The sequence below is a fragment of the Bradyrhizobium sp. 956_D2_N1_4 genome, from assembly GCF_052076025.1.
Classification (GTDB): domain Bacteria; phylum Pseudomonadota; class Alphaproteobacteria; order Rhizobiales; family Xanthobacteraceae; genus Bradyrhizobium; species Bradyrhizobium barranii.
Genome location: NZ_CP197237.1, coordinates 3,684,027 through 3,701,759 on the forward strand (window position 1 = coordinate 3,684,027; position 17,733 = coordinate 3,701,759).

Annotated in this window: 14 protein-coding genes; 5 read left to right on the forward strand and 9 right to left on the reverse strand. The window is 63.0% G+C overall.

Translation table 11 applies throughout. The features are described from left to right. Positions 1–144: 144 nt before the first annotated feature. On the reverse strand, positions 145–3,648 hold the full coding sequence (dnaE, locus tag AB7535_RS17275; RefSeq protein WP_135213818.1) for a DNA polymerase III subunit alpha: 3,504 nt from the start codon (positions 3,646–3,648) through the stop codon (positions 145–147). Positions 3,649–4,120: 472 nt separating this feature from the next. Beyond that, positions 4,121–4,840, reverse strand: coding sequence for an outer membrane protein (locus AB7535_RS17280; protein ID WP_063983028.1), 720 nt, complete (start codon positions 4,838–4,840; stop codon positions 4,121–4,123). 254 nt (positions 4,841–5,094) lie between these two features. Between AB7535_RS17280 and AB7535_RS17285 the strand changes: the two genes are divergently transcribed. Next, positions 5,095–5,415 carry a DUF3551 domain-containing protein gene (locus AB7535_RS17285; RefSeq protein ID WP_135213819.1) on the forward strand — a complete coding sequence of 107 codons (321 nt, stop codon included), beginning with the start codon at positions 5,095–5,097 and terminating at the stop codon, positions 5,413–5,415. A 1-nt stretch (position 5,416) separates the two neighbouring features. Continuing rightward, the gene (locus AB7535_RS17290; protein WP_135213820.1) at positions 5,417–5,671 is read left to right on the forward strand and encodes a DUF3551 domain-containing protein; all 255 of its coding nucleotides are present in this window, start codon (positions 5,417–5,419) and stop codon (positions 5,669–5,671) included. An 89-nt stretch (positions 5,672–5,760) separates the two neighbouring features. Here the strand turns inward: AB7535_RS17290 and AB7535_RS17295 are convergent, their stop codons facing one another. The 4 genes from AB7535_RS17295 to AB7535_RS17310 form a co-directional block, all read right to left on the reverse strand. Further along, positions 5,761–6,411, reverse strand: coding sequence for a hypothetical protein (locus AB7535_RS17295; RefSeq protein ID WP_135213821.1), 651 nt, complete (start codon positions 6,409–6,411; stop codon positions 5,761–5,763). Positions 6,412–6,440: 29 nt separating this feature from the next. Beyond that, a complete protein-coding gene (locus AB7535_RS17300; RefSeq protein WP_135213822.1) occupies positions 6,441–7,001 on the reverse strand; it encodes a papain-like cysteine protease family protein in 561 nt (186 codons plus the stop codon). Positions 7,002–7,114: 113 nt separating this feature from the next. Beyond that, positions 7,115–7,963: a phosphatase PAP2 family protein gene (locus AB7535_RS17305; protein WP_354077701.1), complete on the reverse strand. Its 849-nt coding sequence runs from the start codon at positions 7,961–7,963 to the stop codon at positions 7,115–7,117. A 49-nt stretch (positions 7,964–8,012) separates the two neighbouring features. Continuing rightward, complete coding sequence (locus AB7535_RS17310) at positions 8,013–9,890, reverse strand: adenylate/guanylate cyclase domain-containing protein (RefSeq protein WP_135213824.1); 1,878 nt, start codon at positions 9,888–9,890, stop codon at positions 8,013–8,015. Between the two features lie 665 nt (positions 9,891–10,555). On the opposite strand from AB7535_RS17310, the gene AB7535_RS17315 reads away from it, so the two are divergent. Then, complete coding sequence (locus AB7535_RS17315; RefSeq protein WP_167767917.1) at positions 10,556–11,863, forward strand: MFS transporter; 1,308 nt, start codon at positions 10,556–10,558, stop codon at positions 11,861–11,863. Between the two features lie 7 nt (positions 11,864–11,870). On the opposite strand, the gene AB7535_RS17320 is transcribed toward AB7535_RS17315, so the two are convergent. Together AB7535_RS17320 and AB7535_RS17325 are read right to left on the reverse strand one after the other, a co-directional pair. Next, complete coding sequence (locus AB7535_RS17320; RefSeq protein WP_135213826.1) at positions 11,871–12,509, reverse strand: HD domain-containing protein; 639 nt, start codon at positions 12,507–12,509, stop codon at positions 11,871–11,873. Positions 12,510–12,559: 50 nt separating this feature from the next. Continuing rightward, positions 12,560–13,021, reverse strand: a complete 462-nt coding sequence (locus AB7535_RS17325) for a carboxymuconolactone decarboxylase family protein (protein ID WP_135213827.1) — start codon at positions 13,019–13,021, stop codon at positions 12,560–12,562. Between the two features lie 109 nt (positions 13,022–13,130). On the opposite strand from AB7535_RS17325, the gene pdxR reads away from it, so the two are divergent. Next, positions 13,131–14,540 carry a MocR-like pyridoxine biosynthesis transcription factor PdxR gene (pdxR, locus tag AB7535_RS17330; RefSeq protein ID WP_135213828.1) on the forward strand — a complete coding sequence of 470 codons (1,410 nt, stop codon included), beginning with the start codon at positions 13,131–13,133 and terminating at the stop codon, positions 14,538–14,540. 138 nt (positions 14,541–14,678) lie between these two features. Then, positions 14,679–15,950 (forward strand): hypothetical protein, encoded by a 1,272-nt coding sequence (locus AB7535_RS17335; protein WP_439036696.1) that lies wholly within the window; start codon positions 14,679–14,681, stop codon positions 15,948–15,950. Positions 15,951–16,001: 51 nt separating this feature from the next. On the opposite strand, the gene AB7535_RS17340 is transcribed toward AB7535_RS17335, so the two are convergent. Then, positions 16,002–17,615, reverse strand: coding sequence for a winged helix-turn-helix domain-containing tetratricopeptide repeat protein (locus tag AB7535_RS17340; RefSeq protein ID WP_167767918.1), 1,614 nt, complete (start codon positions 17,613–17,615; stop codon positions 16,002–16,004). Positions 17,616–17,733 lie beyond the last annotated feature (118 nt).

Sequence of the window (17,733 nt, forward strand, 5' to 3'; positions counted from 1 at the left end):
TATATTCGAGATCGGCTACTAAAGCATGATCCGGAAAAGGGCAGCAATTCTCACTCACCACAAACGCGGCACGCGTTTGTGGTGAGATCATACGCTAACGCCGATCCCAAGCGCGATGACGATTCTTCCGGATCTCATCGTGCTTTAGAGCTGCTGCACGTCCACGACGCCCGCGACCGCCTTGATCGCGCCGGCGATCTGCGGCGAGACCTTGAAGCGGCCGGGAAGCTTCATCTCGACCTCGGTCTCGAGGTCGAGCATCATCACCAGCGAGACCTCGCCGTCGCCGTTCGAGCGCGGCGCGATGCCGGGACTGCCGACTTTTGGCGCGGCGCCGTTCGAGGCCGCCATATCGGGTCCGGCCAGTCGCTTGGCGATCGACTCCAGCGGCTTGGTGTCGCGCACGAAGATGCGCAGGCCCTTCTGCGTCTTGGCGGCGGCGTCATCGAGCGGCTCGGCATGCAGCACGCGGGCACGGACGTCCTCGCCCTGCAATTCCGCGCCCAACTGGAGCAGCACGGCGGCGCCCGGCTCGAGCACATCGCGGTATTGCGCGAGGCCCTCGGAGAACAGCACCGCCTCGAAATGGCCCGTGGGATCAGACAGCCCCATGATGCCCATCTTGTTGCCGGTCTTGGTGCGCCGCTCCATGCGCGACACCACGGTGGCCGCGACCTTGCCGGCGGTGGCGCCGGTCTTCACCGCACGCGAGAACTCGGCCCAGCTCTGCACCCGCAGGCGCTTCAGGACCATCGCGTAATCGTCGAGCGGATGGCCCGACAGGAAGAATCCGATCGCGTCATATTCGCGGCGCAACCGCTCGGCCGGCAGCCAGGGCTCGATCTGCGGCAGCATGATGGTCGGCGCGTCCGCCGACATGCCGAACATGTCGTTCTGGCCGATGGTCTCGGCCTGATGCGCACGCTGGCAGGCGGCCAGGATCGAGTCCGCGCCGGCAAAAACCCGCGCCCTGTTCGGCTCCAGCGTGTCGAAGGCGCCGGCAGCGGCGAGGCTTTCGATGATGCGCTTGTTGATCGCGCGCGGATTGACCCGCGCGGCGAAGTCGGCGAGCGAGGTGAACAGCCCTCGCCTGGTCCGCTCCTCGATGATCTGCTCGATCGCCTGGATGCCGACGCCCTTGAGCGCGGCGAGCGCGTAGTAGATCGTCTTGTCACCGACCTCGAAGGTCGGGCCTGAGCGGTTGATGTTCGGCGGCTCGACCTTGATGCCGAGGCGCTGCGCCTCGGAACGGAATTCGGAGAGCTTGTCGGTGTTATTGAGATCGAGCGTCATCGACGCCGCGATGAACTCCACCGGGTAATGCGCCTTCATATAGGCGGTGTGGTAGGACACCAGCGCATAGGCCGCCGCGTGGCTCTTGTTGAAGCCGTAGTCGGCGAACTTTGCGAGCAGCTCGAAGATGGTCTCGGCCTGCCCCTTCGGCACGCCGTTCTTGACCGCGCCGGCGACGAAGATGTCGCGCTGCTTGTCCATCTCGGCGCGGATCTTCTTGCCCATGGCGCGGCGCAGCAGGTCGGCGTCGCCGAGCGAATAGCCCGACATGACCTGCGCGATCTGCATCACCTGTTCCTGGTAGATGATGACGCCGAAGGTCTCCTTCAGGATCGGCTCCAGCACCGGATGCAGATATTCCGGCTCCTCGTCGCCGTGCTTGCGCGAGCAATAGGTCGGGATGTTCGCCATCGGGCCCGGGCGATAGAGCGCGACCAGCGCGATGATGTCCTCGAAACGGTCGGGGCGCATGTCGACCAGCGCGCGCCGCATGCCCTGGCTTTCAACCTGGAACACGCCGACCACCTCGCCCCGCGCCAGCATCTGGTAGCTTTCGGCATCGTCGATCGGCAGCGTCGCGAGATCGATGTCGATGTTGCGCGGCTTCAGGAGCTTCACCGCGACGTCGAGCACGGTCAGCGTCTTCAGGCCGAGGAAGTCGAACTTCACGAGCCCGGCCGGCTCGACCCATTTCATGTTGAACTGGGTCACCGGCATGTCCGACTTGGGATCGCGGTACATCGGCACGAGTTCGCTCAAGGGGCGATCGCCGATCACGATGCCGGCCGCGTGCGTCGAGGCGTGGCGGGTCAGGCCTTCGAGGCGCTGCGCAATGTCGAAGGCGCGCGCCACCACCGGATCTTCATCGCGGAACGCCTGAAGCTTCGGCTCGCTCTCGATCGCGGTGGCCAACGTCACCGGCGCGGCCGGATTCTGCGGCACCAGCTTGGTCAGCTTGTCGACCTGGCCATAGGGCATCTGCAGCACCCGGCCGACGTCGCGCAGCACGCCGCGCGCCTGCAGCGTACCGAAGGTGATGATCTGCGCGACCTGGTCGCGACCGTAGCGCTCCTGGACATACCTGATCACCTCGCCGCGGCGGTCCTGGCAGAAATCGATGTCGAAGTCCGGCATCGAGACGCGTTCCGGATTGAGGAAGCGTTCGAACAGCAGGCCGAACTTGATCGGGTCGAGGTCGGTGATGGTCAGCGCCCAGGCGACCAGAGAGCCGGCGCCCGAACCGCGCCCCGGTCCGACCGGAATCCCTTGGCCCTTCGCCCATTTGATGAAGTCCGACACGATCAGGAAGTAGCCCGCGTACTTCATGCGCATAATGACGTCGAGCTCGAACGCCAGGCGCTTGCTGTAGTCCTCTTCCGTGGTGCCCTGCGACAGGCCGTGCACGCGCAGGCGGTTGGCGAGCCCCTCCTCCGCCTGCCGCTTCAGCTCGGCCGCCTCGACCGACGCGGCGTCGGAGCTTGCGGCGGCGCCGACGGTGAAGAACGGCAGGATCGGCTTGCGCGTCATCGGGCGGAACGAGCAGCGCTCGGCGATCTCCACCGTCGAGGCCAGCGCCTCCGGAATGTCGGCGAACAGCACTGCCATCTCGGCGCGGGTCTTGAAGCGGTGATCGGGTGTGAGCTGAACGCGATCGGTCTCGGCGATCAGCCGCCCGCCGGCAATGCAGAGCAGCGCATCGTGCGCCTCGTAATCGTCGTTCGAAGCGAAATACGGCTCGTTGGTCGCAACCAGCGGCAGGCCTTTTGCGTAGGCGATGTCGATCAGCCCGCTTTCGACGCGGCGCTCCTTGTCGATGTTGTGGCGCTGCAATTCGACATAGAGGCGATCGCCGAACAGGCCGGCGAGACGCTCGCAGCGCGTCGCCGCAATTTCGGCCTGCCCGCTGGCAAGCGCGAGCGAGATCGGCCCGTCAGGGCCGCCCGTGAGTGCGATCAAGCCTTCGGTCTCACCGTCGAACCAATCGAACTTGATGAACGGCGCGTGGCTGTCAGGCGATTCGAGGAACGCGCGCGAGTTCAGCCGCATCAGGCTGCGATAGCCGCGCTCCTGGGCCGCCAGCAGCACCACACGCGACGGCAGCAGCGCGTTGCGCGCGTTGGGATCCTGGTCGCCGAAATCGATCGCGAGCTCGCAGCCGACGATCGGCTGGATGCCGGAGCCCGCCATCTTGTCGGAGAACTCCAGCGCGCCGAACATGTTGTCGGTGTCAGTCAGCGCCAGTGCGGGCTGGTGGTCTTTCTTCGCAAGCTCGGCGAGCTTGGCGATCTTGATCGAGCCCTTGAGCAGCGAATAGGCCGAGTGAACGTGAAGGTGGACAAATCCGGCGCTCGGCATGGTCGCGTGACGGCCTCTTGCAGTGAGATGGAGCGGTCGCCGGCTCCAGGGGGATCATGAGGACATCTTCCGCCCACCCAGCCGACTCGCCTCACAATGGTGGGGCGTCACCGCTTCAGAGTCCACGCCGGAGCCACGAAACGGCCGCGTCGTCCCGCTTTTCCCCAAGGGCATGACCAAGGGGTCTGGCCAGCTGCGGCCTAGAGCTGCGGAATCACCTGCGCCCAGATTGCGATCATCCCGACGAACAGCGAGATCGAGGCGAGTGCGGCGGCTTCTTCCACGAAAATCCTGAACATGGCTTGCTCCATCACCAGAACGTATGAAGAACATTGTTCTCATTTCGTTCTTGAGAGTCAAGCCGTGTGAGCTCTCTCGAAAAGTGATGGTTAACTCGCTGAATTCACGCAACAAAAAAGCCCCGGCGCAAGGCCGGGGCTTTTCGACGATCGCTCGAAATGAGCGACCAGTCTCAGTAGCGACCGATCATCGGGCCGCCGAACTTGTAGTTCAGGCGGACGAGACCCATGTCGACGTCCTGGCGGATGCGCTCCGAGCCGGCGAAGCCAGCGAAGGTCACGTCCTTGTCGGACAGGAAGATGTGGTTGTACTCGACGCCAACCGACCAGTTCGGCGCGAAGCCGTACTCGAGGCCGGCACCGACCGTGCCACCCCAGCGGCTGTCGCTGGACGAGGAGAGCAGCGCGCCCGCCGTGCTGGAGATCTCGTACTTGTTGCTGACCACAGCCGCACCGCCCTTGACGTAGACCAGGACGTTGTTCCAGGCGTAGCCAACCTGACCGGTGATCAGACCGAACGCATCGATCTTGGTGCGGTTGCGGGTGGCGAACAGCGCGCTGGTGTTGTCGCCCGAGAAGTCAGCCCAGTTGCCCTGGCCTTCCACACCGAACACCCACTGGCCGGACTGCCAGCGATAGCCGATCTGACCACCGACCGTGCCGCCGGTCGCATCGTGCGAGCCTTCGCGGCCCACGCCAACGAAATCCCAGGTCGCGTGCGACGAACCGCCGCCGCCGTTGATGCCGATGTAGAAGCCGCTCCAGTCATAGACGGTCGCGATCATCGCGGGCGCCTTGGTGTAAGGCCGCGCAGCGAGGTCAGCAGCCAGCGCCGGCGCAGTCGCGCTCAGCGCGACAAGGCTCACAGCAGCAAGCAACAGATTCTTGTTCATTTGATTCCCGTTCCAGTTTCGTCGTTAGGCCCCCGGGCCGTAGGGCCGTCATATCAGCGCTCGACGGAATTGCTGTAACCCCGACGCAACAGTCGGGGCCAAAGGGCTGTGCTGCGTTAATGAATGTTTAGCAGCGCGCGCGCGAAACCCTTTGAAACAAGGGTTTTCATGAGTTCCAATGTCGACTACACGACGTATGTTGCATCTGTGCCTGGACATCTGATGCACGCACGATTGTGTGATTGGAGATTGAGATGCGCAGACAGATTGCCCTCCCCATTATCGCCACATTTTCGCTCGCAATCGCCACATTCGCGCTCACGCTGAGTGCAAGCACGCCCGCACGCGCATTCGGCACGCATCACGCGTTCTGCCTGACCGGCCAGGAATGGCCGGGGCTGAGCAATTGCACGTTCGACAGTTACGCACAGTGTCAGGCAAGCTCGTCGGGCCGCGCGCTGACCTGCATCGCGAATCCGTATTTCACGGGCCAGAGCGACGATCCCTACGCCTATCAGAATCGTCCGCGCGCCCAGACACCGGGCTATTCACCCGGCTACTACCCACCGCGCTGAGATGCGCAGCGCCCGCTTCGTGCTCGTCGCCACCGGCCTGCTCTTCTCGGGCGTGCCGGCGCACGCGCAGACCTACGATCCCAGCTATCCCGTCTGCATGCAGATCTACGGCCCGGTCGGCTATTTCGACTGCCGCTACACTTCGCTCGAACAGTGCAGATTTCTCGCCGTCGGCCGCTCCGCGAGCTGCGCCGTGAACCCGTACTTTCCGCAGAAGCGGTCAAAGGCTCCCCGGCGGCCGAAGCAGGCCGACTAGGCGTGCTCCCATGCCGGGACTTGCCAACTTTGACGCCCTTGCGAGCTTAACGCACTTGCGAGCTTTTCCATCCCGCCGACATTGCCCGCTCACCCCCTCGTCGCGTATTCGGAAGTTACTTTCCGAGCGAGGTCTTGCACGACAGCCAAGAACGCAGCCGACGCCATCGGCCGATACGGCTCCAAGGCCTGGTCCGAGGGCGGTAACGTCAGCAGCAGGTCCGCATCGCCATGACAATCTTGATAACCTTGCAGCCAGAGCGCTGTCACATGGACCGCCGGCACGGTGAGCAGGAAAGCCTCGAAGCGTCCTTCCCGAACTTCAGGAAGCTTCTCGGCACGACGGATCGCCTCCGACGTCGCTGCCACAAACGGCCCTTCGTTCAGGTCACCCAGTTCATACGTCGTCTCATACGTCGTCGCTGCCGACTTCACGATTGTCGCAGCAGCGATCGGCTCCTGTTCCTCTCCTCCACCATCATCAGCGGCGGTGCGCCGCTTCGCTTCAATCACAAGAAATCTCCAATTGCCTAGCTTCGCAGCCGCTCTGAGTTTGTCTGCGCGACGGATCTTGCCAAAAGCCAGATAGGCAATGCGATGCGGCAGGGAAATGAAGACCGCGTCACGGTTGGCAGTGGAAAGCCTTGATCGCGGGAATTTCGGGTTGCCCACCCGGCTGGCCACCGCTCGCTTCACAGCTACGACCGCAGCCGCCGGAGGATCGCTGGGATGAATTGCCATCTTTTCTCTCCTTTCGCGGTGGCGAGGTTCTAGACCGGGGGCTTGGTGAAGTAAGTGTCCGTCCAGACACCTTTGGCGTCCTGATAGTTTGAGCAAAATCGATTAAACTGGATCTCTGGTGTTAGGCCGAAAAGGGGATCCTCAATGACCAGGCTGTCGGTATCCTCCAGATATCCGACGATCGCGACGAAGTGCGCCGGTCCCTCCTCATCTTCGTCTCCCGACCAGACCGTGCGAACACAAATGGGTCGCCCTGCACTGATCTCCTGCTGCACCTCCATTCGTGTCGCTCGTTGGTCGAGGGCCAACACGGCGAGGCAGCGGACTCGATTGAGCGGTGATCCGAGAGAATGCGTCACATCGAATTCCAGACCCGGCGTGCCGCAAGGGAAATCACAGCAATCATGCCGGTTCAATTCGAGGTCGGCGATGCGGCACTGCGTGAAAGTACTGGTCTCGTCGTAATAGCCCGAGATGCTGGAAGCGACGGCTGCCCAGCACCAATTGATGTGACACTGATGTTGCATCGTGAAATCTGGCGCCAACTGAATCCGTGTCCTTTCGATGACGGAAATTTCTTCCATACCCATTGCAATACCTCGTGGTTGAGATCGATTGGTCCAACTTCAATTCCTTGTGGCCGTGCGGAGCGCATCCTTGCAAAATCCAAGGATGCGATCTCGGCTGCGGCATTAGGCACTGTTCAATGCTCTTGTATTGCCGCCTCGGTCACCGCATGGAAGGTGCTGCATTGCTGGAGGTACGGAAACACGGCTTCAGCAATGGCCTTCCCGGCAGCCGTGTCACTCGGGTAGTGGACGCCAGCGATCTCGCGATTCTTCCCGATCCGCGCGGCCAGCGCCCTCAGTGCACTCTTGGCACCGGGGATAATCTCTCCCAGCGCCAGTGCCATCAGATGACTCTCCAGCGAATGTCCGCTCGGATAGGAGGCGTGCCAGGGCGACGCGACCATTGGGAAAAGCGCCGGACACACCTGTTGCGGCCGCCCGCGATTGAACCTGAGCTTGTAGTAGACGGCGACCATCAGTCCAACATGATCGGCCATCTCCAGAATCTTGATCGTATTTGGATGCGCCGACGGCGAAAGCATGAGGACCTGCGCAAAATAGCCGACAAGCCTCACGTCCTGATCGACGATCTCATCTGCCAACCTCTTGCGACGATCCATCGATGCCCCAAGCAGTTCATCGATCTCCCCGAAAATGACATCGTGATCCGTTGGCGGGCCGGCGACAGTGATGGTTTGCCAATCGGTCCTGGCAAATTCGAGCAATGCGATCTGGGCAAAAAAGTCAGGGCGCCAGGCAGACAGCGGGAATGTCGCCCCGTAATTCAAGCTACCGGGCAGGACTCCGACGAAACTCTCGAAGATCGGGAAAGGACGCGGGGGAATTCCACCACCAACGTAACCGCCGCTGACTGCGCCGTTTCCGCCACCACCGCCGCCGCCGCCACCGCCACCGCCGCCGCCGCCGCCGCCACCGCCGCCGCCGCCGCCACCACCACCGCCTCCTCCTGCAACACCAGGCATTGTGCTCTCCATCGAGGGGCTAATAATTTGAACCGGGCTCCTGGCCCCATCAATCCGGCAACCCAGCTGCTCCTAATCGCTCGACATACAAAGACCCCTGGGGCTCTTTGAACGGACAACGGCGCGCATAGTCCGATACCCTGAAGCCGGGCAGGATGTTCTTATGGTGCTGCGAAACCTGCCGCGCTTCCTCCAGGCGACCAACCGCGACGAGGCTTGCGGCGAGGACGCGCGCGGCGTTTCCAAAACGCGGGCTGAGGGTCAAAGACTTCTTCGACCAGCGAATGGCATCGTCAAACGTTCCGTTCAGATAATGATTTTGGCCGAGCAGGCAGAAATTGAAAAAGGCCTGTTGGCCAAGTGGTGAAAGCCGGATGGCGCGCTCCGCACGGGCGATTCCGGTTGAAGCATCGCCGATGAACCCGGGGGTCCCGCTCCCGAACACCCATGCCCACGAATTGCTGGGGGATATGGCAAGAGCCCGCTCACACAGGTCCAATCCGCTGTCGTAGTCACGAAAGAACATGCTCTTGCCGTGCCCCTGTATCGCGAGCGCGAGAGCATTTTGCGGGTCTCTTTCGATGGCACAATTGGACAGCCGGATCACGTCGGCCGAATCCGCATCGAAATCCGACGACCACCCCTCCGCGATCTTGAAATTGTGCCACTTCGCAGCGAACGCGTACGGCGCCGCGTATTCGGGGTCTTCCTCGCTGGCTTTCTCGAGCAGCCCTTTGGCGCGCGAGAAGCTCGCGAAATCGAATTTGTAGAGCAGCTCAAGCGCCCGCAGGAGATAGTCATACGCATTGAGGCTCTTCGGCGGCTTTCGCAGCGCCCGCTTGATCTCTGCGCGACGCACATAGGCGGCGATCTTCTCAACGACACCAATGGCGATCTCGTCCTGGACTTCGAAAACGTCCGCGAGGTCCGTGTCGTATTTCTCGGCCCACACCACGGAGCCAGTCGCAACATCGACCAGCTCGACCGAAAACCGGAATCGCTTGCCCGATCGGCGAACGTGACCGCTGACGTAATAGCGAACGCCAAGCTTCTCGCCGATTTCGACGGGATCGATCTCGCGCTGACGAAACGGCATCGTCGACCCGCGAGACACCACCAGGAGCTCCTGAATATTACTCAGGCTGACAATGATGTCTTCGACGAAGCCTTCGGCAAAATAGCTGTCGTCAACCTCCGAAGAGCTGTTCGCAAACGGAAGAACGGCGATCGAGGGCAGTTTGGTTCGTCTCGAGGATTTGGTGGAAGCGCCGATCACCGTGCGGCGGTCCACTCCCGGCGAGAGCAGGAGAAAGGCATGAACCGGCCGCGACAGGTTCTTGAGATGAAGCTCACCCAGGTCGTCAAACTTGAATTCGCTCAGATCGGCGACTACTCGCAAAAGGGCCGACGACACCACAACGCCGCCCGCGGGAGCGACAGATTGCAAGCGTGCTGCGATATTGACACCATGGCCGTAGACATCGTTCAGATCAAAGATGACAGGCTCCCAATGGACGCCGATGCGAAAGGCTATGCGGCGCTCGGGAGGTTGCAAGGTTTCAAGCCCGGTGACTTCACGCTGCAACTCGGAGGCACAGCGAAGGGCATCGAGCGGGCTCTCGAACACCGCGACGAAGCCGTCGCCGGTGTTCTTCACAATCTCGCCTCGTCGACCGATCAAGGCCGGATCGATGACGCTCACGCGAAGAGCCCGATAGCGACTATGCGTCTCGACCTCAGCAGCTTCCATAAGTCTGGTATAGCTGACGACGTCCGCCACGAGGACGGCGCGGAAAGGTCTTTCGAATTCGAGGATCGTACCGACTTGGGAATTAAAGTCCTGTTCGGCAGCACCAACCAACCTCGCACCACTGTCGTTGGCGGTGTTCGGCGACGACGGGGGGACGCTCGTAGGCTCCGACTTCATTGATCCCTCAGCGGCGAATAAAGCCTCTTGCCGAGCAGAGTCTCGTCGTTGAACCAATCTGCAACACGCTAAACGCAATTCGGTTGAGGCGCTACCAAAATCACCCGAATGGCTCGGAGCGGCAGCGCCACAACAAGTCGCGGCGGAGAGTAAGAGGGCTTCTTCGGATTACCTCGTCTTGGCGATGAGCGGCTCGCGCCGGAATAAGGCGCCCAATCAATGCACGCTACCTTTCGAATTCCTTTTGAATTCCTTATGAATTCCTTCTGAATTTCGACAGCATTCGCGAATTCTCACTTGCGCCGGGCCCCGAAGTGGAAGCCCTCGCGCCGGGCGCGATGGCAAAAGGTCGCGCCGACCGCCTCAACCGCCAATACACTTTGGTGCAGCTATGCAACTGTTCTACCCTCAGGCGTGTCGACCCCGTCTGTAGAGTGGATAGCGAAAGTCGCCGGAAGGCCGAAGCGCACCGATGAGGCCGCAGGTTGGTGCGCGACGCGTCCGGATCGCGCCACCCGTAAATCGGGACGCTGATATGCGGCATGCCTTGCATCGCGCCTCCGATGTTGACGCGAGCTGGTGCAGGTTTAAGTACGACGACAAATCTTGCAGGGGTGGCGACGTTCGCTGGGCTGGTTCCCGTTGACGCCACCAATGCAGGACACATGACGACCTCGCCTCACGCGACCTCGCCCCGCGCCTCAGCGCCGCCTCACCTCGCCATCGTCCTGTTCTCGCTCGCGATGGGTGGCTTTGCGATCGGAACCACCGAATTCGCATCGATGAGCTTGCTGCCGTTCTTCGCTGCCGACCTCGGGATCGACGAGCCGACCGCGGGGCACGCGATCAGTGCCTACGCGCTCGGCGTGGTGCTGGGCGCGCCGCTGATCGTCGTGCTTGGCGCGCGGTTCGCCCGGCGCACCCAGTTGCTGACCCTGATGGCCGTGTTCGCGCTCGGCAACGCGCTCACCGCTCTCGCGCCGGGCTTCGGCTGGATGATCGCGGCTCGATTTCTGTCGGGATTGCCGCATGGCGCCTATTTTGGCATCGCCGCGCTGGTCGCGGCCTCGCTCGTTCCGCAACACCGCCGTTCGCAGGCGATCGGCCAAGTGATGCTCGGCCTGACCTCTGCCACGATCATCGGCGTGCCCTTGGCCAATCTGATCGGCCAGGCGATGGGCTGGCGCGCGAGCTTCGGCCTCGTGTCGGTGCTGGCGTTGATCACGGTCCTGCTGTGCGCGCTGTTCGCGCCGCGCGATGCGGCCGGCCGGTCCGATCCGCTGCGCGAGCTCGGTGCGCTCCGAAACGGCCGCATCTGGATCACGCTGGCGATCGGCGCCATCGGCTTTGGCGGCATGTTCGCCGTCTATACATATCTCGCGACGACGCTGATTGAGGTCACCAAGGTCAGCACCGCGGTCATCCCGTTCTTCCTCGCCGTGTTCGGCATCGGCGCAACGCTCGGCAATCTGTTCGTGCCGCGCTTTGCCGACCGCGCCTTGATGCCGACGGCGGGCGTGATCCTGCTGTTTGCTGCGGTCGCGCTGCTGGTGTTTCCGCTTGCCGCCGGCAATCCCTGGCTGCTTGCGGCCGACGTCTTCGCGATCGGCGCCAGCGTCTCGCTCGGCGCCATCCTGCAGACGCGGCTGATGGACGTCGCAGGAGACGCGCAGGCGCTCGCTGCTGCGCTCAACCATTCGGCGTTCAACACCGCCAATGCGCTCGGCCCGTTCCTGGGCGGCCTTGCCATTCGCGAGGGGCTGGGCTGGACCTCCACCGGTCCCGTCGGAGCCTCGCTCGCGCTTCTTGGCTTCCTGATCTGGATCGTCGCCGCGCGCGAGGCCCGAGCCGCGCCGGTCGAGGACGCCTCGAGCGACGCTGCCTTGCTGAAGGACGCTCCCGCGCGGCCGGCGCCACCGCTGGCGCCGGATGACCGAAGCCGTTCGGATGCCGTCAGGGATCCGGTGGCTTAGCGGCAGCTCAGCTTTGCCAGGGCGTATTGCGGATGCGCGTACACACGTTCGGCTTGTGGAAGCTGGGATCGTGATCCTGGATATAGTCGAAATTGACGGTCCCGAATGTCGTCTGCGGCTTCTTCAGCGCTGAGCAGGTCTGCACCTTCAGAAACTCGTTCTTGAAATCGCCGCGCGGGAACGCAGCGATCACCTGATCGCGCTGCTCCGGCGTGTACTCGTCATATCCAACGGCCCCGACGTCCACCACAACTCCTGCCCTCGTGAGGGCGATTTCCGGTCTCATATATTCCGGAATGCCGGGTGTGGTGTGCAGCGCAATCGCGTCCCAGACCAGATCGGCCTGCGGCTCGGCGATGCCGCGTGCCCGGAGAAAGTCCCGCGCGGCGTCGGCACCGTCGACCTCAAATCGCTTTGTTTCGGTGTGGTAGTGATCGACCAGGCCGAGGTCGTGAAACAGCGCCGCGACATAAAGCAACTCGGAATCGAATTTCAGCTTCTGACGCAGCCCCTTCATCGCGCCGAACACGTAGACGCGGACCGAATGGTTGAACAGCATCTCGTCTTCGTAGCTGCGCACCAGCTCGGCGGCCTCGCGCGCCAGCTGGCTGTCGGGAATTTTCACGCCGGAAATCACGCTCGTCATTTTCTAACTCCTGCCTTGCATTGACGTCGGCCGATGCCGTTCGTGGCCCGTCAGGCTGTCTTCTCGACGGCGGCCTGCGGCGTCTTACGGAAGCTGATCGCCATACGATTATACGTGTTCATCAGACCGATCGCGATGGTGAGGTCGACGAGCTCGCGCTCCTCGAAGACCCCGCGCGCGGCTTCATAGGCCTGATCCGGCACGCCGGTATCCGCGACGCGGGTCACCGTTTCGGCCCATGCGAGGGCGGCGCGCTCGCGCGCGTCGAACAGATTGCCGGCTTCCTCCCACGCCTGCAGCAGAGCGAGCTTTTCGATCTTCGCCCCGCTCTTGAGCAGATCGCGCATATGCATGTCGAGGCAGTAGGCGCAGTTGTTGATCTGGGATACGCGCAGATAGACGAGGTTGATCAGCGCCGCAGGAAGATTGCTCTGCATGATGTAGCCGTACACGCCGCCCAGCGCTTTCACACCCGCCGGCGCGATACGGTCGTAGTCGAGACGCCCTGTCATTGTCCTGCTCCTTGATGATCGATGCCCGGCCCGTGTCTCTGCCATAAATGCCCCTGCCCTGGTCCACAAAAAAGCACCAAGAACGCACGAAAATCGTGTACCAAGGGGCATGACCAAACCGCTGCGGCTGGAACTGGATCGCTCTGCGAAGACGCCGCTGGCCGAGCAGATCCATGGGGGCATCAGGGCCGCCATCGCGAACGGCGTGCTCGCACCCGGAGCGCGTCTGCCCTCTTGGCAGGACCTGGCAGCCCAGCTTGGCGTCGCGCGGGGCACCGTGCGCGCGGCTTATGAAAAGCTGTCCTCCGCCCAACTGATTGTCGCGTCACGCGCGACCGGCACGCATGTCGCGGATCGGCCGTCCTTTCCCGTTCGCAAGGACAAAGCCCCGGCGCCCGGCTCGTTCATGGAGATGTACCAGGAGCTCACGGCGGGGCCGGCAATCTTCCAGATGGGCGTGCCCGCGCAAGAGACTTTTCCTGCGACGCTGCTCGCAAGGATGCGCGCGCAGGCGGTTCGCGTCGAAATGAGCGCGCCGCCGATCTATCCGGATCCGCGCGGCGAGCTCGACTTGCGACGCGAGATCGCAGCCTACCTCGCGCTGGCGCGCGGGGTCGCGTGCACGCCGTCGCAGATCATCATCACAAGCGGTTTCAGCGGCGGCCTCGGATTGGCGCTCCGTGTCCTCGGCCTCGAGTCAAAGACGAAGGTCTGGATGGAGAATCCGGGCTTTCCCTTCACGCGGCACGGTCTCGCGCTTGCCAGACTGTCGATCGCGCCGATCCCGGTCGACGCTGACGGCATCGATGTCGATTACGGCCTGAAACATGCTCCCGACGCGGCGCTGGTTGTCGTGACGCCCGGGCAGCAGGCGCCACTCGGATCCACATTGTCGCTGGCGAGGCGTTCGCGCCTGCTCGACTGGGCCACCCGACGCAAGGCGTGGGTGATCGAGGATGACTATCTCAGCGAGCTGCAGCTCAAGGGCCGAGCCACGCCGGCACTTGCCTCGCTCGATCGCGCGGGTCGCGTCATCCACATCGGCTCTTTCAGCAAGACCGTGACCCCTGCCCTGCGGCTCGGCTTTGTCGTTGCGCCGGCCGCTCTGGCGTCGCGATTTGCCGAAGCCGCGGCGTGCCTCGCGCCGGCGCCCGGGCCCGCAGTGCAGCTCGCCACCGCCGATTTCATGCGCGAGGGCCATTATCTGCGGCATCTCCGGCGCACGAAGCGGGTCTACGCCGCGCAAGGCGATGCATTGCTGAAACAGCTTCGGACGCGCACCGCCAATGTTGCGCTTGCCGGATTGGCAGCGGTCCTGCAGCTGCCGGATGGAGCGCCCGATCTCGCCATCGCCAGGGAAGCGGCATCGTTCGGGCTGGCGCCTACTCCGCTGTCGCTCTGGTATGCGTCCACGGCTTCGGCGCGCCCCGGTCTGTTGCTGGGCATCGCCACATCTCCGCAAAAGCGGATCGAGGCTTCCTGCGACAGGCTATTCGAAATCATCGATCGTCTGACGTGACGAACGCTGTATTTCGAGAAAGCACGATGTGCCGCCCGGCGCAATAAACGCGCGTCCGCATGCCACCAAAAGTTGTAGGCGCGCCGATCATCATGTAACGTCGACGTCTATCTTCACTGCGCGTGGCCCAGTCGTTACATGCTTGCCCGTATTTTGTTTCTCGTGGCCATGCTGCTTCCATGCGCGCTGCATGCCGAGGAAACGCCGTCCGAAAATCCCGGATTTGCGCACAGGCTGACGATCTATCTTGCCAAGGGGGCACCGGACGCGTGCGGGCCCGGCTGCGACCGCTGGATCGCCATCGAGGGCGAGATCGATGGGGACGCCAGCCAGCGCATTCGCCGCTTCCTGGCCGGCGTCAAGGACACCCAGCGTCCGATCTACCTTCATTCGCCCGGCGGGAATGTGGAGCAGTCCTACGTCATCGGCCGGCTGCTGCGCAATCGCAAGGCGGTCGCGCGGGTCGGCCGGACGATCGCGACGGCGTGCGCCGCCGGCACACAGGTGGACGCCGCATGCCTGAAGACCAAGGCCGCCGGCGGCGAGGTCGAGGCGGAGCTCACGACCTACCATGCGATGTGCAACTCGGCCTGCGGTTACCTGTTTCTCGGCGCGACATCACGCGAGGTCGCTCCCGACGCCGCCCTGGCAGTCCATAACTCCAGGCTGGTCCTCGTCTTTCACGGGCATCCGGCGCCGCAGGCGGTCGCGGAATACAGGCAGCGCCGGATCGCGAACGCCGACCGCGACCGCGCTGCGTTCATCGCGGCGATGGGGATCAGCCGCGAGCTCGACGGTCTCATCCGGACCGTGAAGTTCGAAAGCCTGCATATGCTGACGCGAGCCGAGCTCTATCGTTTCGGAATCGACACGCGACCGTTTGCCGAAGGAATGTGGAGGCTGGAGAAGGCAACGCGGCCGTTCATCAGCAAGATCGCGGTGGTGAAGAAGGAAAGCGGCTCTTCGTTCGGGACGATGGAATGGCGTATGTTTTGCGAAACCAGGAACCGCATGCCGCTGATGTTCGCGGGCGAGATCGACGAGGCGAGCGTCGGCAAAAGTACGATCATGATGACGGCGGACGCCGACAAGGACCAGGAGGCCGGAGGTTTTCCGGTGCGGGCCGCGAAGTACGAGATGTGGAGCGGCAGCATCGACCCTGACATGGTCAAGGCGATCATGGCGTCCCGCTCCCTCCATGTCCGGCGGACCACGCCGATGCCGGACGAAAAGGTGGACGTCGCGAAATTCGACATCGACCTGACGGGCCTGGCGTCGATGCGGACTCAGCTTGCGGCGGCGTGCTCGTCGGTCGCGGCCAAGCCGAAAGGTCCCTGGCCGGCAAGCCCTTGGCCAGCAACTCCGCTGCCGAACGTCACCGCGCCGCCTTCGACCGTGCCGTCGCCGTAAGCCCAGGAGCGCCCGATCCTTGTTGGGCGCGCACCGGCAACCTCCTGCCGTTCATCCCTCCGGCACCCCGGCCATGCGCATGCCCTCATACACACGCTCGCGCCCGGCGAGATAAGCCGGATGGTCGCTCGTCACGCGGGCCCGGTAGCGGCGGAGAGTGAAGGTCGGATTGAGCACAAGGCCGGCCTGTGCGGCGGCCCGCGCCTCGTCCGGTGAGCCGAGCAGCGACAGCGCAGCGGCGAGATAGTAATGCGGGAGGGGATGATTTCGGTTGGCCTCGATGCTCCGGCGCAGCCAGGCAACCGCTTCCACGTCGGCGCCGAGAAACAATTTGGCGAGACCGACAAACATGAACCACCGGTAGGCGTAGGAATCGCGAGGAGAGAGGCGAAGCGCCTCGCGGATATGGGCCTCGGTCTCGCTACTGCGACCGAGAAAAAACTTGGCGAGACCGATGAAGGCATGAGCGTCGGCCAAATTGTGATCCAGTGCCAACGCCCGCTCGCATTCAGCGATGGCTCGGGCCGGGTTGCTAAATGATTGGACCAGACCCAGGATGCTACGGGCCCGAGCATGGTTTGGCGCAAGGGACAGAGCCCTGGTTGAGGCTGCCTCGGCCGCCGCCAAGTGCGCTTTCCAGTCGTCGGTGACAAGATTGGCCCCAAGCGCCGCTTCAACCCGCGCCGAGCCGACCAGCGCCTCGATATTGTCGGGATCGAGTGCCAGGGCGCGGTCGAAAAAGGCCTGCGCTTGCGTCATGTATTGCGGGGTCGTCCCATTGTTCTCGTAAGCCCAGCCCTGGAAATACAGGTCCATTGCATCGGGATGGGTTGAACGTTCCGCTCGCCGCGCTTCAACCTGAATGAGCTGGGCATTTAGCGTGTTTGCGAGCCGCGATACGATCTCGTCCTGCATGTCGAACAGGTCGGCGACGGGTTTCTCGAACCTCTCGGCCCATAGGTGATTGCCGGTTTCGGCATCGATCAGCTGAACATTCACCCGAAGCCGATTGCCGCCTCGTTGCACGGAACCTTCGAGCACATAGCGGACGTTCAACTCGCGTCCGACTTGCTTTACATCGACGGCTTTGCCTTTGAAGGTGAAAGCGGTGTTACGCGCGATCACGAATGAACCACTGATGCGCGAAAGGTCCGTGGTCAGGCTGTCGGTCACGCCATCAACGAAGTAGTCCTGCTCGGGATCGCCTCCGAAGTTCGCGAACGGCAGTACGACGATGGAAAGGCGTGGCGCAGGAATCGACATCGCAACTGTCGCGGCATCGGACCGATCTGGATCAGCGGTACCCTGAAACTGTTCACCAGAATCGGCTGTGGGCGCCGCGTCTGCGGGCCGCTGCACTTCCTGCACCGTTCCAACGAAACGGAAGCCCTTGCGCTGCAGGGTTTTGATGAGACGCTGTTTTTCGCCGGAATCGCCAATCACACTCCGAGCGACGTTCAGCCGCGTCGTCAGTGCCGCATCGGACACGACACGGCCGTTCCAGATGGTCTTGATGAGGTCGTCCTTGCTTACGACCCGTTCCCTGTTGCGGATCAGGTAGTCGAGCAGGTCGAACACCTGCGGCGCAACCGAGACCACGTGCGCCCCGCGGTAAAGCTCGCGAAGGTCGGTGTCGAATGCGTACTCGTCGAAGAGATACCGCAAGCTGGCAATTCCCTGGGTGGCTTTCCCCCGTCGGTCTCTCGCGCCGGTTGCAGCGCAAGAATAAGCCGGCGGTGAAGAGAATGTAAGCAGAATGTCAAGAGCGCCCGCCCATGGCCTG

What these genes read in the sequence shown, in the direction of transcription:
- dnaE (WP_135213818.1), bottom strand. Translation starts at nt 3,648, where the DNA reads ATGCCGAGCGCCGGATTTGTCCACCTTCACGTTCACTCGGCCTATTCG.
- AB7535_RS17280 (WP_063983028.1), bottom strand. Translation starts at nt 4,840, where the DNA reads ATGAACAAGAATCTGTTGCTTGCTGCTGTGAGCCTTGTCGCGCTGAGC.
- AB7535_RS17285 (WP_135213819.1), top strand. Translation starts at nt 5,095, where the DNA reads ATGCGCAGACAGATTGCCCTCCCCATTATCGCCACATTTTCGCTCGCA.
- AB7535_RS17290 (WP_135213820.1), top strand. Translation starts at nt 5,417, where the DNA reads ATGCGCAGCGCCCGCTTCGTGCTCGTCGCCACCGGCCTGCTCTTCTCG.
- AB7535_RS17295 (WP_135213821.1), bottom strand. Translation starts at nt 6,411, where the DNA reads ATGGCAATTCATCCCAGCGATCCTCCGGCGGCTGCGGTCGTAGCTGTG.
- AB7535_RS17300 (WP_135213822.1), bottom strand. Translation starts at nt 7,001, where the DNA reads ATGGGTATGGAAGAAATTTCCGTCATCGAAAGGACACGGATTCAGTTG.
- AB7535_RS17305 (WP_354077701.1), bottom strand. Translation starts at nt 7,963, where the DNA reads ATGCCTGGTGTTGCAGGAGGAGGCGGTGGTGGTGGCGGCGGCGGCGGC.
- AB7535_RS17310 (WP_135213824.1), bottom strand. Translation starts at nt 9,890, where the DNA reads ATGAAGTCGGAGCCTACGAGCGTCCCCCCGTCGTCGCCGAACACCGCC.
- AB7535_RS17315 (WP_167767917.1), top strand. Translation starts at nt 10,556, where the DNA reads ATGACGACCTCGCCTCACGCGACCTCGCCCCGCGCCTCAGCGCCGCCT.
- AB7535_RS17320 (WP_135213826.1), bottom strand. Translation starts at nt 12,509, where the DNA reads ATGACGAGCGTGATTTCCGGCGTGAAAATTCCCGACAGCCAGCTGGCG.
- AB7535_RS17325 (WP_135213827.1), bottom strand. Translation starts at nt 13,021, where the DNA reads ATGACAGGGCGTCTCGACTACGACCGTATCGCGCCGGCGGGTGTGAAA.
- pdxR (WP_135213828.1), top strand. Translation starts at nt 13,131, where the DNA reads ATGACCAAACCGCTGCGGCTGGAACTGGATCGCTCTGCGAAGACGCCG.
- AB7535_RS17335 (WP_439036696.1), top strand. Translation starts at nt 14,679, where the DNA reads ATGCTTGCCCGTATTTTGTTTCTCGTGGCCATGCTGCTTCCATGCGCG.